The organism is Novosphingobium mangrovisedimenti, assembly GCF_025153475.1.
GTDB classification, from domain to species: domain Bacteria; phylum Pseudomonadota; class Alphaproteobacteria; order Sphingomonadales; family Sphingomonadaceae; genus Novosphingobium; species Novosphingobium mangrovi_A.
This window is the reverse complement of record NZ_JANZXA010000018.1, coordinates 1-14,695: the sequence shown is the minus strand read 5'-3', so window position 1 is coordinate 14,695 and position 14,695 is coordinate 1. Positions and strand designations below refer to the sequence as shown.

Annotated in this window: 15 protein-coding genes and 1 pseudogene; 11 read left to right on the top strand and 5 right to left on the bottom strand. The window is 64.8% G+C overall.

Going from position 1 to position 14,695, the window contains the following annotated elements; all coding sequences use genetic code 11:
• Window positions 1-30 precede the first annotated feature (30 nt).
• The 5 genes from NZK81_RS19275 (at window position 31) to NZK81_RS19255 (ending at window position 3,825) form a co-directional block, all read left to right on the top strand.
• On the top strand, window positions 31-285 hold the full coding sequence (locus NZK81_RS19275) for an accessory factor UbiK family protein (protein WP_260047721.1): 255 nt from the start codon (window positions 31-33) through the stop codon (window positions 283-285).
• A 49-nt stretch (window positions 286-334) separates the two neighbouring features.
• Complete coding sequence (recO, locus tag NZK81_RS19270) at window positions 335-940, top strand: DNA repair protein RecO (RefSeq protein WP_260047720.1); 606 nt, start codon at window positions 335-337, stop codon at window positions 938-940.
• Window positions 941-961: 21 nt separating this feature from the next.
• A complete protein-coding gene (leuB, locus tag NZK81_RS19265) occupies window positions 962-2,005 on the top strand; it encodes a 3-isopropylmalate dehydrogenase (protein WP_260047753.1) in 1,044 nt (347 codons plus the stop codon).
• A gap of 39 nt (window positions 2,006-2,044) precedes the next feature.
• Complete coding sequence (locus tag NZK81_RS19260; protein WP_260047719.1) at window positions 2,045-3,232, top strand: glycosyltransferase; 1,188 nt, start codon at window positions 2,045-2,047, stop codon at window positions 3,230-3,232.
• Window positions 3,233-3,339: 107 nt separating this feature from the next.
• Window positions 3,340-3,825: a hypothetical protein gene (locus NZK81_RS19255; protein ID WP_260047718.1), complete on the top strand. Its 486-nt coding sequence runs from the start codon at window positions 3,340-3,342 to the stop codon at window positions 3,823-3,825.
• A gap of 66 nt (window positions 3,826-3,891) precedes the next feature.
• Here NZK81_RS19255 and NZK81_RS19250 read toward each other — a convergent pair whose 3' ends face one another.
• Window positions 3,892-5,175: a phospholipid carrier-dependent glycosyltransferase gene (locus NZK81_RS19250; RefSeq protein WP_260047717.1), complete on the bottom strand. Its 1,284-nt coding sequence runs from the start codon at window positions 5,173-5,175 to the stop codon at window positions 3,892-3,894.
• Between the two features lie 99 nt (window positions 5,176-5,274).
• Here NZK81_RS19250 and NZK81_RS19245 point away from each other — a divergent pair, with 99 nt between their 5' ends.
• The 5 genes from NZK81_RS19245 (at window position 5,275) to NZK81_RS19225 (ending at window position 10,617) form a co-directional block, all read left to right on the top strand.
• On the top strand, window positions 5,275-6,483 hold the full coding sequence (locus NZK81_RS19245; RefSeq protein WP_260047716.1) for a trans-sulfuration enzyme family protein: 1,209 nt from the start codon (window positions 5,275-5,277) through the stop codon (window positions 6,481-6,483).
• The gene (locus tag NZK81_RS19240; protein WP_260047752.1) at window positions 6,480-7,835 is read left to right on the top strand and encodes a PAS domain S-box protein; all 1,356 of its coding nucleotides are present in this window, start codon (window positions 6,480-6,482) and stop codon (window positions 7,833-7,835) included. Before NZK81_RS19245 ends, NZK81_RS19240 begins: the two co-directional genes overlap by 4 nt.
• A 77-nt stretch (window positions 7,836-7,912) precedes the next feature.
• Window positions 7,913-8,311, top strand: a complete 399-nt coding sequence (apaG, locus tag NZK81_RS19235; RefSeq protein WP_260047715.1) for a Co2+/Mg2+ efflux protein ApaG — start codon at window positions 7,913-7,915, stop codon at window positions 8,309-8,311.
• Window positions 8,312-8,448: 137 nt separating this feature from the next.
• Window positions 8,449-9,267, top strand: a complete 819-nt coding sequence (locus tag NZK81_RS19230; protein ID WP_260047714.1) for a LysR family transcriptional regulator — start codon at window positions 8,449-8,451, stop codon at window positions 9,265-9,267.
• A 72-nt stretch (window positions 9,268-9,339) separates the two neighbouring features.
• Entirely contained in the window at window positions 9,340-10,617 is a 1,278-nt protein-coding gene (locus NZK81_RS19225) for a DUF1214 domain-containing protein (RefSeq protein WP_260047713.1), read from the top strand.
• Between the two features lie 6 nt (window positions 10,618-10,623).
• Here the strand turns inward: NZK81_RS19225 and NZK81_RS19220 are convergent, their stop codons facing one another.
• The 3 genes from NZK81_RS19220 to htpX all read right to left on the bottom strand — a co-directional run bounded on the left by NZK81_RS19220 (window position 10,624) and on the right by htpX (window position 13,657).
• Window positions 10,624-11,010: a VOC family protein gene (locus NZK81_RS19220; RefSeq protein ID WP_260047712.1), complete on the bottom strand. Its 387-nt coding sequence runs from the start codon at window positions 11,008-11,010 to the stop codon at window positions 10,624-10,626.
• Window positions 11,011-11,148: 138 nt separating this feature from the next.
• Window positions 11,149-12,588, bottom strand: a complete 1,440-nt coding sequence (locus tag NZK81_RS19215) for an aromatic ring-hydroxylating oxygenase subunit alpha (RefSeq protein WP_260047711.1) — start codon at window positions 12,586-12,588, stop codon at window positions 11,149-11,151.
• A gap of 157 nt (window positions 12,589-12,745) precedes the next feature.
• Window positions 12,746-13,657: a zinc metalloprotease HtpX gene (gene htpX / locus NZK81_RS19210; RefSeq protein ID WP_260047710.1), complete on the bottom strand. Its 912-nt coding sequence runs from the start codon at window positions 13,655-13,657 to the stop codon at window positions 12,746-12,748.
• A gap of 156 nt (window positions 13,658-13,813) precedes the next feature.
• Here htpX and NZK81_RS19205 point away from each other — a divergent pair, with 156 nt between their 5' ends.
• Window positions 13,814-14,488: a TetR/AcrR family transcriptional regulator gene (locus tag NZK81_RS19205; RefSeq protein ID WP_260047709.1), complete on the top strand. Its 675-nt coding sequence runs from the start codon at window positions 13,814-13,816 to the stop codon at window positions 14,486-14,488.
• A 98-nt stretch (window positions 14,489-14,586) separates the two neighbouring features.
• On the opposite strand, the pseudogene NZK81_RS19200 reads toward NZK81_RS19205, so the two are convergent.
• Window positions 14,587-14,695: pseudogene (locus NZK81_RS19200) on the bottom strand (IS630 family transposase); the annotation flags it as partial.

Sequence of the window (14,695 nt, the reverse complement as noted above, 5' to 3'; positions counted from 1 at the left end):
CTGTCTTCGCTGTCGTACCATTTAGGAATCATGCAAAGCGAAAACCCCTTCGTCGCCGACTTCGCCAAGATGATGAACAGCGCCGCCGGTACGCTGGCCGGCATGGGCCGTGAAGCGCGCGACAATGCGCGCGAGCGGTTCAAGGAGTTCATGGGCGACATGGACTTCGTCAGCCGCGAGGAATTCGACGCGGTCAAGGAAATGGCCGCGACTGCCCGCGCCGAGGCGGACGAGCTCAAGGCGCGTCTCGATGCGCTCGAAGCCAAGCTCAACGCCAGCGGCTGACAGCGGCCCGGCCTTGCCGCGGCAGGGCTGACGTTCCACACAGGCGCTGATGCATTTCCGCGCGCCCGCCATCGTCTGCGCCACGCACGCGCACGGTGAAACCGCCGTTATCGCCCGCCTGCTGACGGTCGAGCATGGCCTCGTCGCGGCCTATGTTGCCGGGGGCAGGGGGCGGCACTTGCGACCGGTGCTCATTCCCGGCAACGCCGTCGAGGCGGAAGTGCGCGCCAAATCCGAAAACCAGCTTCCCTTCGCCCGTGTCGAGCTGATGCAAAGCCGGGGGCCATGGCTCACCGAGCCGCTGCCGGCCGCCGCCATTTCCTGGGTAACGGCGCTGACCGCCACCGCCTTGCCCGAGCGGCATCCCTATCCCGCGCTTTATGAAGCCCTGTCCGGGCTGGTCGAGGCGATCTGCGTTGCACCCTCGGCGCGTGGCTGGGCATTGCCGCTGCTGTCCTATGAAGTGCTGCTCCTTCGCGATCTGGGCTATGGCGTGCCGGTCGGCCGCCCGGAGCAGTCGGACTGGCCGGCGATTCTCGATGCGTTTGATCGCATCGGGCGCGAATTGGCGCGCTACCCGCTTGCCGATCGCCGCAGAGACGTTATGGCGGCCCGCGACCTGCTGCGTGAGCGGCTGAAGCGGATCGAAGGCTGAAAGACCATGACGAAGAACTCCATGCGCATTGCGGTTTTTGCCGGCGACGGGATCGGCCCGGAAGTCACCGAACAGGCCGTGCGCGTGCTCGAGAAGCTCGACCTTTCCGGTCTCGAACTAGTCGAAGGCGATGTCGGTGGCATGGCCTACCGCAAGCACGGCCATCCGCTCCCGGCGGAGACGCTGGAGATCGCGCGTTCGGCCGATGCGATCCTGTTCGGCGCGGTGGGGGACTTTTCCTGCGATCATCTCGAACGCCACTTGCGGCCTGAACAGGCGATCCTGGGGCTGCGCAAGGAACTGGGTCTCTTCGCCAACCTGCGCCCGGCACGCGTGTTTCCGGGCCTTGAGGACCTCACCACGCTGCGGCCCGAAGTCGCATCCAAGATCGACCTGCTGATCGTGCGCGAGCTCAACGGCGACGTCTATTTCGGCGAAAAGGGCATGCGCGTGCTGGAAGACGGCCGCCGCCAGGGCTGGGACATGATGTCCTACGCCGAGGACGAAGTGCGCCGCATCGCAAACACCGCGTTCACTGCCGCGATGGGACGCGACAGGAAGCTGTGCTCGGTCGACAAGGCCAACGTGCTCGAAACCTCGCAGCTTTGGCGTGACGTGGTGATCGAGGTCTCCAAGGAATATCCCGAGGTCGAACTGAGCCACATGTACGTCGACAACGCGGCGATGCAACTGGTGAAGAACCCCGGTGCTTTCGACGTGATCGTCACCGGCAATCTCTTCGGCGACATCCTGAGCGATCAGGCAAGCATGTGCGTCGGATCGATCGGCCTGCTGGCTTCGGCGAGCCTCGCCGAGGGGACCTTCGGTCTCTACGAGCCGATCCACGGGTCGGCGCCCGACATCGCCGGCAAGGGGCTGGCGAACCCGATGGCGACGATCCTTTCCGCCGCGATGATGCTGCGCCATTCGCTGGGCCTTGAAGAGCAGGCGGTGCGCATCGAAAAGGCCGTCGCCGCCGCGCTTGCCGCGGGCGTGAAGGGCGGTGACCTGGGTGGTTCGTCGGGAACGCGGGAAATCGGTGACGCGGTTGTCGAACGCCTCTAATAAAGGTTTATTGAGGTTTACCACCTAAATGCGGGACGCATGAACATTCCCAGTTCCGATCTTGTCAAGGCCGCAGAAGCCGCTGTCGAGGCAGTCAGTCGTCCGCTGGAGCTGGCGGTCGTCCTGCCGACCTACAACGAGCGCAAGAACGTTGCGACGATGGTCGCGCGGCTCGACGAGGCGCTGAAGGGCATCGCCTGGGAAGCCATCTTCGTCGACGACAACAGCCCTGACGGCACCTCGGACGAGGCGCGGCAGCTTTCGCAGGTTGATCCGCGCGTGCGCTGCATCCAGCGCATTGGGCGCCGTGGGCTTGCCAGCGCGGCGATCGAAGGCATGTGCTCCACAGCCGCGCCGATCGTTGCGGTCATGGATGCCGATCACCAGCACGATCCGGCGTTGCTGCCCAAGATGCTGGCGGCGGTGGAAACGGGCGAATACGATCTGGCCTATGCCTCGCGCTTCGCCGAAGGTGCCAGCACCGAAGCCTGGGGGCGTCCCGACCGGGTCAAGGCATCCGGCCTCGCCAACAGGATCGCCAACAAGGTGACCGGGGTCGAGCTGACCGATCCGATGAGCGGCTTCTTCATGCTGCGCACAGAAACGCTGCGCGCCGATGCGCACCGGCTTTCCGGCGTGGGCTTCAAGATCCTGCTCGACATCCTTGCCACGGTCGACCGGCCGCTCAAGGTCAAGGAATTTCCTCTCAACTTCGCCGCTCGTGCCGAGGGCGAGAGCAAGCTGGACCAGACTGTCGTGTTCGAATTTCTCGTTGGCCTCTATGACAAGTGGCTGGGGCGTATCATCCCCACGCGCTTTGCCCTGTTCGGTACTGTCGGCGCCATGGGCGTGGTCGTTCAGCTGGCGGCCCTGTGGGCGCTTCTCCACCTCGCGTTCGGCGAGCGCTTCGTTTACGGGAACTGGTCGGAAAGCGCGACGTTCAACGTCGCCAACACGCTGGCCGCGGTCATCGCGATGACCTTCAACTTCGCGCTCAACAATGAACTGACCTATTCGGACAAGCGCTTGCGCGGCTTTGGTCCGCTGATGCGGGGCTGGGCGCAGTTCGGGGTGACCTGTTCGCTGGGCCTGCTGACCAACGTGGGTTCGGCCGCCGTTCTCAAGACCATCGGCATTCACGATTTCGTGGCCGTGGTGACGGGCATCGTTCTGGGTTCGGTGTGGAACTTCGCGCTGTCGTCCAAGTTCGTCTGGGGCAAGTACTGACCGGAACTTGCCGTTTGTCGGCTGCTGTAAGTTGTTTGCCGGATTTCTTTTGAGCAGAGCAAAGTAATCGTCTCTTCGCCCGCCACCACATAAGCGGGAGAAGTTTCATGATCTTTCACGTATCCATCGACGCACGCGATCCACAACACGTCGCGACCGTCCTGGCCGAACTCCTCGGCGGTCGCGCCACGCCGTTTCCGCCGGTGGCCGAGGGAAGCTGGGTCGCCCACGCCGACGACGATCGCAACACGCTCGTCGAGGTCTATCCGCGCGGTACCCAGCTCGTCGAGGCGCCGGGCGATGCCGATTTTCTCGGCGTGCCGGGCGAGGGCGGGCTCTGCGCCAGCCACTTTGCCATGGCCACTCGCCTTTCGCAGGCCGATGTCTTCGCCATTGCCGCGCGAGAGGGCTGGCCGGCCAAGTACCGCAAGCGCGGCGGCGCCTTCGGTGTCATCGAACTGTGGATCGAAGGCGACCGGGTGGTCGAGGTCCTGACCGATGTCATGCAGGCCGAATATCTGGCGACGATGCGGCTGTCCGCCTGGGAGGACATGTTGGCCCACGGCGATGAACGGCACCGCGTAACGGCATGAAGACCTGTTCATTTGTCATTGCGAACGTCTTCCTGGCGCTCGCAATGACGATGACCGTGCAAGGCGCTATCGCCAGGTCGGCAGCCACATCCAGAAGTTGTAGGCGTCCTTGAACGGCAGCGGTGCGCCCGAGACGATCGGATAGAACACCGCGAACATCACGATGGAAAGCGCAAGCGATCCGGTCGCGACCCAGCGCCAGAGGTCGCGGCGTTGCCACAGCATGTCGAGCAGCAGCGCCAGCAGGCCCATCAGGAAGGCGCCCGGCAACAGGTAGTGATAGTAGAACTGTACCGGCTTGCCGTTGAAGGCCCACATGGAAAGGCATGCGGCATAGAGCAGGAGCAGCGCGAGAGCATCATGGCGGCGGCGGAAAAGCGCGGCCCACAGGGCCCAGGGCAGTGCGGCAAGACCGGCGAGCATCGAGAACGGATTGCCGATCATGACGATCCCGCGCTGGGCGCCGTCGACATCCTCGAACAGGTACCAGATCACGCGCCAGTTCACCATCCACTGGTACCAGTAGCTCCGGTATGGATGTGGCTTCTTCACGCTGTCCTGCAGCTTGAGCATGTACTCGTGCTGGGCAATGAAACCGAAGGGTGAGACGGGTCGGTCCGCGTAGAACATCGCCGGCAGGTAGGTCGCCCAATAGACGGCCAGCGGAAATATGCCGAGCCAGAGCGTCGCCTCTGCAAGCGATATGCCCTTGATCGGGCCTGCCCCCTTGCGGCCGACGATCAGCAGGCCGCTTTCGCGCATGCGTAGCGCCAGGAAGGCGAGGCCAGGCATCATCAGGGCGGGCGCGCTGCTCCACTTTGCTGCCAGCGACAGGCCCAGGGCCAGTCCGCAGAGTATCAGCCGCACGCGGGCGCGCGTCGTCGTGCCGGCGCGAAGCGCCGCGGCGAACTGCCACAGCCCGACCATGCACAGCCCCGCTTCGAACATGTCGAGCATGGCGATGCGGCTCTGGATGAACCACATGCAGTTGGTGGCGAGCAGGACGGTGGCCGCCAGCGTTGCGGCCCGGCGCCGCGAGAGGTGCCAGATCAGCCGTGAAAAAGCGAAGAGACCGAGCGCGCCCGACAGCGCGGGGCCGATGCGCCAGGCCAGCGGACGATCGCCGAGGAAATGGATTGCCGCGGCGATCAGTTCCTTGCCGAACATCGGGTGTTCGCGGTTTGCCGGAATCAGGTCCAGCAGCTTGAGAGCGGCGGGAACGTAATGGACTTCGTCGAAGTAATAGCGCGTGGGAACGCTGATCCGCCAGAGCACGAGCAGCAGGAACAGGATCGTGATGCCCAGGCACCAGCCGAGTGGGTCACGGGCATTTCTGGCGGCTATCGGCATCGGTTCGGCGGGATAGGCACGAATGCGTCGCTCCGCAAGAGTACGCGGGGACGCTCCATCCGCTTGCCTTGCCTCCTGCGCGCTTATAGAGCCTTGTCCATGAAACGTACGACCGGACAGGACCGCACCCAGACCCGCAACTGGCGTCCCGCCACCCGCGCGATTCGCGGGGGAACCTGGCGTTCGGAAATGGGGGAGACCAGCGAAGCGCTGTTCCTCACGTCGGGCTACAGCTACGACGATGCCGCCACGGTTGCCGCGCGCTTCGCCGGCGACCAGGACGGCATGACCTATTCGCGCCTGCAGAACCCGACAGTGGCGATGCTGGAGGAGCGCATTGCCCTGATGGAAGGCGCCGAGGCGTGCCGCGTCCAGGCTTCGGGCATGGCGGCGATGACGGCGGCGCTGCTGTCCCAGCTTTCGGCTGGCGATCACATGGTTTCTGCGCGCGCGGCCTTCGGTTCGTGCCGCTGGCTGGGTGACAGCCTGTTGCCGCGCTTCGGCATCGACGTGACCGTTATCGACGCGCGCGATACCGACGCGTGGGAAGCGGCGATCCGTCCCAATACCAAGGTCTTCTTCTTCGAGACGCCAGCCAACCCGACGATGGACGTGGCCGATCTCGAAGCCATTGCGAAGATCGCCAAGGCGCACGGCATCACCACCGTGGTCGACAATGCCTTCTGCTCGCCTGCCCTGCAGCGCCCGCTGGAATTCGGCATCGACGTCGTCGCCTATTCCGCCACCAAGCTGATGGACGGGCAGGGGCGCGTGCTGGCTGGCGCGGTGTGCGGCAGCGAGGAATTCATCAACGATACGCTGCTCCCGTTTCAGCGCAACACCGGCCCGAACCTCTCGCCGTTCAATGCCTGGGTCGTGCTCAAGGGGCTGGAGACGCTCGACCTGCGCGCGAAGAAGCAGAGCGAGAATGCACTCAAGCTGGGCCAGTTCATCGAAGGACGGGTGCCGCAGATCCTGCACCCCTGGCTCGACAGTCATCCGCAGAAGGCACTGGCGCAGAAGCAGATGGATGCGTGTGGTCCGATCTTCAGCTTCGTGCTCGATGGCGGCCGCAAGCAGGCGCATGCATTGCTCGATGCGCTGCAACTCATCGATATTTCGAACAACATCGGGGATTCCCGTTCGCTGATGTGCCATCCCGCCTCGACGACGCACCACAACATGGGGCCGGAGGGGCGTGAGGCCATGGGCATTTCCGAGGGCATGCTGCGCATCAACGTGGGGCTCGAGGATGTCGACGACCTGATCGAGGATATGGATCAGGCCCTGACGAAAGCCGGCCTCTGAATCGGGACGATCCCAAGGCCGATCCGGCGGCACTGCTCGCCGCAATCGTCGAATCCACCGATGACGCGATTGTCGGCAAAACGCTCGATGGCCGGATACTGAGCTGGAATACAGCGGCCGAGCGCATCTTCGGATGGAGCGCGGAAGAGATCGTGGGCATCAACGTGCGCACGCTGATCCCGATCGACCGTCTGGAAGAGGAAGACGCGATCATCGCCGCGATCAGCCGTGGCGAGCGCGTTCCCACGTTCGAGACCGTCCGCCTGCACAAGGATGGCGACGAGATCAGCCTCGCGGTAACGGTATCGCCGGTGCTGGACGACACGGGTGCGGTGATCGCCGCCAGCAAGATCGCGCGGGACATCACCGACAACCTTGCCTTGCGCGCACAGCTTGAGGAAAGCGAGCGGCGTTTCCGGCTGATGGCGGACAATATCTCGCAGATTGCCTGGATCGCCGACAGGCAGGGACAGGTCATCTGGGGCAACAGGCGGTGGCCGGAGTTTACCGGAATGTCGGTCGAGCGCGCGCTGGCGGGCAACTGGAGGGATGTCCACCATCCCGACCACATAGACCGTTTCATGACCCGGCGCCGGGCCAGCCTGGAAAGCGGCGAGGACTGGGAGGACACCTATCCGATGCGCGGCAAGGATGGCCGCTATCGCTGGTTCCTTTCGCGTGCGGTGGCCATTCGCGACGATGCCGGGAACGTGGCCTGCTGGTTCGGTACCAGCACCGACGTGACCGAGATGCGCGAGGCGGAGGAGCGGATCGAACTCCTGCTCCAGGAAGTGAACCATCGCAGCAAGAACATGCTGGCGATCGTCCAGTCGCTGGCGCGCCGCGCCGATGCCGATGGGCCGGACTTCATCGAGCGGCTGGAGCGGCGCATCAGCGGTCTCGCGGCGAATCAGGACGTTCTCGTGCGCCGGGCTTGGTCGCGGATTCCCGTGCTCGAAATGATCGAGGCGCAATTGCGCTCGTTGGGTGACGCGCGCTCGCAGATCGCTTGCGAGGGGCCGCAGGTGCTGCTTTCCCCGGGCGCGGCCGAATCCCTGGCCATGGCATTCCACGAAATGGCGACGAATGCCGTCAAGTATGGCGCGTTGTCGGTTCCCGAAGGACGGGTGGCCGTGCGCTGGTCGCTCGACGGAGAGGGCAGGGAGGCCCGCTTCCGCATCGAATGGATCGAGAGCGACGGCCCGCCCGCGCACGAACCCGAGAGGCAGGGCTTCGGAACGCGGATCATCGTCGATGTCCCGCGCGTCAAGCTGAACGCCCGCCTGTCGATCGAATACCTGCCGGAAGGCTTCCGCTGGGGGCTGGAATGCGCGGCGGATGCCATCTCGTGAAAGCGCGTTCGCCGCGCAACATTGCGTCGGCAAAGCGGTTGTAGCCTGCCGAATTCGTCGTTAGGCTGTCCGGCAAGATGAAGGAACTGTTTCAGCATACCGCACTCACCGATGGCGTGACCGTTCGCGTCGCCGTGAATTTCCTGCCCGAACAATCTCGGATAGAGGCGGGCAAGTGGTTCTGGGTCTACCACATCCGGATCGAGAACGAGACGGCGGACACCCTGCAGCTGATGACCCGCCACTGGCGCATCACGGATGGCAATGGCGACGTGAACGTCGTCGAGGGTGATGGCGTTGTCGGTGAACAGCCCGTGCTTCGCCCCGGCGCGAGCCACGACTACGTGTCGGGCTGTCCGTTGTCGACGCCGCACGGCAGCATGGAAGGGCATTATACCTTCCGCCGCAGCGACGGGACCGAGTTCAAGGCCATGATTCCGTTCTTCCCCCTGGCAGCGCCGGCAACCGCCGGCTGAGGGCAAGCGACATTTTCCGGCAGGACAGGCGGTTCTTCGGGGCAGCGGCCTATCTGTGCCCGCGCGGCGCAGCCTCGTTTTGGCCCTGCAACAGGAACTTCGTTGCTCCGCGCGGCTGCCGGGCATAGGGAAGGGCCATGAAGCGCACGCACTTGCCACTCAACGCCCTGCGCGTCTTCGATGCCGCCGCTCGGCATCTCTCGTTCACGCGTGCGGCGGACGAACTGGCCGTGACACCGGCGGCGGTCGGCCAGCAGATTCGCGCGCTCGAGGATCTGCTCGGCGTCGTCCTGTTCCGCCGCACCAGCAAGGGACTGGAACTGACCGAGGAAGCCGGCGCCGGCCTTGCCGCGCTGCGCACCGGGTTTCTCCACTTCGAGGACGCGGTGCAGGCGATGCAGGCGGGCCAGTCCAGCCACGTCTACACGATCGCCGCGCCGCGCGAGTTCATTGCCGCCTGGCTGGCGCCCCGGCTAGCCGCCTTCCGTGCGGAAAACCAGCAGGTGCGCTACGTGCTGGTCGATGGCGAGACGACTGATTTCACCGAGGCGAACCTTGATCTGGCCGTGCGCTGGACCGATGGGCCGGACGATCTGGAGGGCGTGCCGCTGGGCAAGGCCGAATGGGTCACGGTCGGTGAAGGCGACTGGATCGGCTGGCCGGGCGATCCGGTTCCGGGTGGGGAGGCCGCGGCAGAGGGCAAGGATGGCGGCGACGAGAACAAGCCGCCGATCACGGTGGCCGATGCCGGCCAGGCTGTCGCCGCCGCGCTGGCAGGTCTGGGCCGGGCGCGCGTGCCCGCGCTTCTGACCGCCGGGTTCGATGAGGCGCAGGCTGCCAGTGTGGCGGCGACGGACGCGCCTTGCCGGCGCGGGTACTGGCTGGTCGCACCGCTGCCGCAGTGGCGGCAGAAGAAGGTCAAGGCGCTGGTCGCGGCGCTTACCGCAGGGGCGTAGCGCTGCCGCATTGACCCCGCAGCAGTGCCGGGTCACCTTCTCGCCAGAAAAAATGGGTGAGGAGAGAACGGGATGGGCAGGCATCTGAAACGGTCACTGGGCAAAACTGTCGTAGGGCTGGCTGCCGTGGCGCTGGCAACGCTGCCGCTGGCGGCACGGGCGCAGGACGCGCCCGCCGGAACGCCGCAACAATCCCCGGTCGTCGGCTGGGATGAATTCATCGAAAGCCTGCGCGACCTGCCGGACCGCATGCTGGCCAAGCTGCCCGAGGAGATGCGGCAGGACCCGCAGATCCGCGCCGAAATCGGCCGGATCGCGCTGGAAGCGCTGGCCAGTTCGTCGATCGAGACGCTGGGAGCCGATCCGCAGGCCCCCGTCTTCCTGCCCGCGATCGGTCAGGTGCTGGATGTCGGCCAGCCCAATGCCGACACCGTCTACAAGTCCGCGTCCGTCGATCCCACGCAGGTCTATCGGATCTCCGGCAAGGCGGGCACGATCCCCATCGCCGTCATCGCGCAGGTGTTCCCGGGCAGCAATGCGCGCCCCCACCTCGATTTGTCCACGCCGGCGACCGACAAGGAAGGACGCTTTTCGGTCCTGCTCGGCAGCGAGCGGCCGAAGGGGTACACCGGCGATTTCTGGAAGCTGGAGCCCGATACCCATCGGCTGATGATGCGCTTCGTCAGTGCCGACTGGAGTCATGAAGTCCAGCCGGTTGTGACGATCCAGCGCGTAAGCGGCGCCATGGGCCGTCCGCGTCCTTCGGCGCAGGACCTGACGGCGCGGTTGCGCGCGCTGCCTCGCGCCTTCGGCTATCTCGCGCCGATGTTCGTCGACCGCGTAGAGAAGCTGGCGGTGGAAGGCTACGTCAACAGGTTCAAGGCCATGGTGCCGGCCGAGGGCGCATTGGCATCGCAGTTCTACTACGACGGCGTCTTCGACCTGAAGGACGACGAGGCGCTGATCGTCGAGAGTGATGTGCCGGAAACGTGCGAGTACCGCTCGCTGATCCTCACCAACCGCCTCTACGAGACGATCGACTGGACCAACAACCATTCGAGCCTCAACGCAGCACAGGCGGCCCCCGATTCCGACGGAAAGCTGCGCATTGTCGTTTCCGCGAAGGATCCGGGCGTGAAGAACTGGCTCGATACCGCCGGTTATTCGCGCGGGATGATTCAGGGGCGCTGGACTGGATGCAGCAGCCAGCCGATCCCTTCGACCACCAAGGTGAAGGTCAAGGACGTTCTGAAGTCGCTTCCGGCGGACGTGGCGAAAGTTACGCCCGAACAGCGCGACGCGATCGTTCGCGAACGCAACCGCGCCTATCAGGAACGCGCGCTGTGGTGAGCAGCGTTACTCCGGCTTGTGGCACACCGCTTCGATGTTGAGGCCGTCGGGGTCGAACACGAAGGCGCCGTAGTACGAGGGGTGATAGTGCGGGCGCAGGCCCGGCCTTCCGTTATCGCGCCCGCCCGCCTGCATGGCCGCCGCGTAGAAGGCATCGACTTCAGCGCGGCTGTCGGCCCGGAAGGCAATATGCACGCCGGGGCCGCGCGGGCCGTCGTTGCCGAGCCAGAAGAACGGCTTGCCGTCCTTGCCGTATCCGATCCCGGCATAGCCGCCGGTCTCTTCCGCTGTCAGTTCCATGATGCGCGAAATGCCGAGCGGGGCCAGTGCCGCGTCATAGAACCGGCAGGAGGCCGTGAAATCGCTCGCGCCGATACCGATGTGATCCAACATAGGCGAGTCTCCTTGCTATCGAAGGCCTCCTTATGCGCCGAATTTGTCGGCTTGTGGTCCCACACCGCCGGCTATGCCAACGAAAACGGCCTCGAAGACACGCTTCGGGGCCGTTTTCTTGTGACTGGCCCGTCTGGATCAGAAGTTGAATTGTTCGATCGGTCCGTCGAAGTTGCCGCCCAGCTTGTTGATGGCTAAGGTCAGCTTTTCCTGCGGTGCGCCAGCGATGTAGCCGTCGATGATGCGCTGGTAGTTGCTGATCAGGCCTTCGACGCGTTCGGACAGGCGCATGAATTCGAAGCCGGTCGCGTGCAGGCCCTTCTGCTGGATCGGGATGTTCGAATAGTCCTGGCGCGGGATCGGCGGGAACTCGGCGCTGTCATAGGGCAGCACGGTGGGTTCCATGACCGGCTCGGGTTCTTCACCTTCGGGGAAGAAAGTGAGCGACCAGATTTCGAAGAAGCACTTCTCCGGCCCCAGCGGGCGGATGCGGTAAGCCGACATCGAGCTGAAGTAGGGCAGCAGGAAGTAGTGCGGGAAGAGGAATTCGACCGCATTCACCGGATCGGTCTGGGCAACGGCGCACAGGTCGGGGATCGGCTCGCCCTTTTCCTTCAGCTGGGTGGAGATGGTGTGCATCACCATACCCAGCCACATCATCATAGCCTGGCCCTTGTCCTCGGGCAGGCCCTGCGTGGCGTGCTGCAGGCTCTTGGCAATGTCCACTTCCTTGGCGTGGAGCATGCCGGCCATGCCTTCGCTCAGCCGCTCCATGTTGACGATCTGGGCGGCGATGTTCTCTTCGAGCGACAGCTCCGGATTCGCCAGCATCGGATGGCGGTCCGGGTTTTCCGGCATAGCATACATGCTGTCGTACATCAGCGGCACGGCATGTTGGAGCTGCGGATGCGTTTGCATCACGTGGTAGCCTTCCATGAAGGCTTCCATCGCGATCTTCCAGTTGGCCGGGATCTCGGTGCCGAAGCACCATTCGGCGCGCAGATCGCCGACATGGTGGGCGTCGAGACGGTCCGCCACGGGACCCAGTGTTTCCTTGAACGCGGGGGCATCGGGATCATGGTTGATCCACACGCAGCCGCCCCAGACTTCGGCGCGGCAGGGGATCAGGTTGAGATCGTCCGCATCGAGCTGGCGTTCGCCGAACAGGTACTTGCCGTAGACCAGCGTGCTTTCGCCATCCATGTTCCAGCGCCAGCCGTGGAACGGGCAGACAAAACCGCTCTTGGTGCAGTTGCCGTGGGCCTTGGCGTGCGTCGCACCGATCGGCGTGCCGCCTGCGAAGGGGACGCCGCGGTGGCGGCAGGCGTTGTGGAACGCCTTCACGCCGCTGGTGGTGCGCACCACGATGACCGACTTGCCGACGTTCTCGTATTCGATCCAGTCGCCCACTTCGGGGATCTGTTCCTCGCGGCAGGCCATCTGCCAGCAATGGCCCCACAGATGCTCTACCTCGGCCTGATAGAACGCGTCGTCATAGTAGCGCTTGGCCGGGATCCGATCGGGTTCATCGATAGGAAACGGGACGGGCCGCAGGCCGCCGTCAGCTGATTTGAGCACTCCCACACCTCTTTTGATCGTGAGTCAGTTGTTATTGAACGAATGTACAGCCCTCGGAAGGTGAGGCAATGCCGCAAGGCCATGTCATCATCGCGGGCGCGCTAAATCGGTGGCCCAGTGCCTGTGCAGGCAAGTGCTCGCGGCGGCTTTCCCGCGTTCAGCGCAGGCGGTTGGGGTCGAGCGCCGAGCGTCTGGGGGCTGTCGCTGAGCGGGGAACGGAGACCGTGGCAGGGGGCATAGCCGTCGCGCCGCCGTCCATCGCCATGAGTGCGGCGATGCGTTTTTCTGTAGCGGGGTGTGTGGAAAACAGGTCCGAAACGCTCGACGGGACGATGTAGAGCTGGGCCGTTGCCGGATTGTGCTCGACGACCGGATTGCGCAGGTGCGCCGCCGGCCCGGCGATCTTGGCAAGGGCAGAGGCGAGCGCGCGCGGGTTGCCGCTGATTTCGGCACCGGCCTTGTCCGCGCCGAACTCGCGGGTGCGGCTGATCGCCATCTGCACGATCATCGCCGCGAAGGGCGCCATGAAAACCGCCGCGATAGCAGCCACCGGATTGGGGCGGTTGTCGCCGTGCCCGCCGAAGAACAGGCCGAAGTTGGCGATCATGGAGATGGCGCCGGCGATGGTCGCGACCATGGTCATGATCAGCGTGTCGCGGTTGCGCACGTGGCCCAGTTCGTGGGCCATGACGCCAGCCACTTCCTCGTGGCTGAGCATGTTCAGCAGGCCGGTGGTGGCGGCAACGGCGGCGTTTTCCGGGTTGCGCCCGGTGGCGAAGGCATTGGGCGCCTGGGTGTCGATCAGGTAGACGCGCGGCATCGGCAGCCCGGCGTTGCGGGCGAGGCCTTCCACGATGCCGTAGAACTCCGGCGCGCTGCGGGCGTCGACCTCGTGCGCGTTGTGCATGCGCAAGACGATGCTGTCGGCGTTCCAGTATGTGAACAGGTTCATGCCTGCCGCCACCAGCAGAGCGATCGCCGCACCGCCCGTGCCGCCGAACATGTAGCCCAGCCCCATGAACAGCGCCGTCAGCGCCGCCAGCAGCATGGCCGTCTTCATCCCGTTCACTTTCCTGCATTCTCCGTGTTGGACGTGTTGCCCTGGAATCTAGGTCGTGGCGGCGGCGTTTCAACGGGTGCGGCGGGGATCGGGCGGTGCACTTGGCAGGGCCGCGTGCAGCCGATAGACGCAGGGAAAGGGTTTGCAGGAACGAGGAAACAGGGTTTGGTACAAGGGTCGAGCGGGCAGGAATCGGGCGCGAAGGTGCCTCGCCGGCGGCGGCGCTCGTCCGAGGAAGTGGCGGACCGCATTCTCGAGGCGGCCGCCGAGGAATTCGAGCAGTCGGGATACACCGGGGCGACGACGGCTGCCATCGCGCGCCGGGCGGAAGTTACCGAGGCGCAGATTTTCCGCTTTCACGCGTCGAAGCAGGACCTGTTTCGCGCGGCGATCTTCACCCCGCTCAACCGCCATTTCGCCGACTTCCAGGCGCGCAGCGTGGCCGATCTCGGATCGGGTCGCGAGAGCAAGGAGCTGGCCCGCGAATATATCCGCGAGCTGCAGGATTTCATGGCGCGCCATTCGCGCATGTTCATGTCGCTGATCGTCGCCACGGCCTATTCGCCCGACGCGACGGGTGCGATCAGCGAACTCGACGGGCTGCAGGCCTATTTCGAGAAGGGCAAGGCGCTGATGAGCGCGCGTGTGGGGGCCGAGGCGCCGGTCTCGCCCGAGCTGATGGTGCGGGTGTCCTTCGCGGCGGTTCTCGCCAACCTGATGTTCCGCGACTGGCTGTTCCCGCCGGGCCTTGCCAGCGACGAGGAGATCCGGGATGCCATCGCGACTTTCGTGATCGAGGGGATCGAGGCGAACGGGCCGGTGGGCGAAGGGCGTGGGTAGGCGCTGTTCGGCTGCCGTTGAGATAGCCCACCGCCAACCCCTCCCGCTTGCAGGAGAGGGGCGAGATTTGTTGGTTTACCACCTAGACTCTGATGACATTACGTTGATGCATATCCTGAGTTTCTGAGGTAGTTTGCGCATTCATTGGGCGGGAAGTCATCGAGCAGGGAGCCGATACGTCGCCATGTTGCTTCGACGGATCGTTCT

Excerpts from the sequence above, each read along its gene's own strand:
- apaG (WP_260047715.1), top strand. The coding sequence starts at position 7,913 with ATGAAGGAACTGTTTCAGCATACCGCACTCACCGATGGCGTGACCGTT.
- NZK81_RS19260 (WP_260047719.1), top strand. The coding sequence starts at position 2,045 with ATGAACATTCCCAGTTCCGATCTTGTCAAGGCCGCAGAAGCCGCTGTC.
- NZK81_RS19245 (WP_260047716.1), top strand. The coding sequence starts at position 5,275 with ATGAAACGTACGACCGGACAGGACCGCACCCAGACCCGCAACTGGCGT.
- NZK81_RS19220 (WP_260047712.1), bottom strand. The coding sequence starts at position 11,010 with ATGTTGGATCACATCGGTATCGGCGCGAGCGATTTCACGGCCTCCTGC.
- NZK81_RS19275 (WP_260047721.1), top strand. The coding sequence starts at position 31 with ATGCAAAGCGAAAACCCCTTCGTCGCCGACTTCGCCAAGATGATGAAC.
- leuB (WP_260047753.1), top strand. The coding sequence starts at position 962 with ATGCGCATTGCGGTTTTTGCCGGCGACGGGATCGGCCCGGAAGTCACC.
- NZK81_RS19250 (WP_260047717.1), bottom strand. The coding sequence starts at position 5,175 with ATGCCGATAGCCGCCAGAAATGCCCGTGACCCACTCGGCTGGTGCCTG.
- NZK81_RS19255 (WP_260047718.1), top strand. The coding sequence starts at position 3,340 with ATGATCTTTCACGTATCCATCGACGCACGCGATCCACAACACGTCGCG.
- recO (WP_260047720.1), top strand. The coding sequence starts at position 335 with ATGCATTTCCGCGCGCCCGCCATCGTCTGCGCCACGCACGCGCACGGT.
- NZK81_RS19230 (WP_260047714.1), top strand. The coding sequence starts at position 8,449 with ATGAAGCGCACGCACTTGCCACTCAACGCCCTGCGCGTCTTCGATGCC.
- NZK81_RS19225 (WP_260047713.1), top strand. The coding sequence starts at position 9,340 with ATGGGCAGGCATCTGAAACGGTCACTGGGCAAAACTGTCGTAGGGCTG.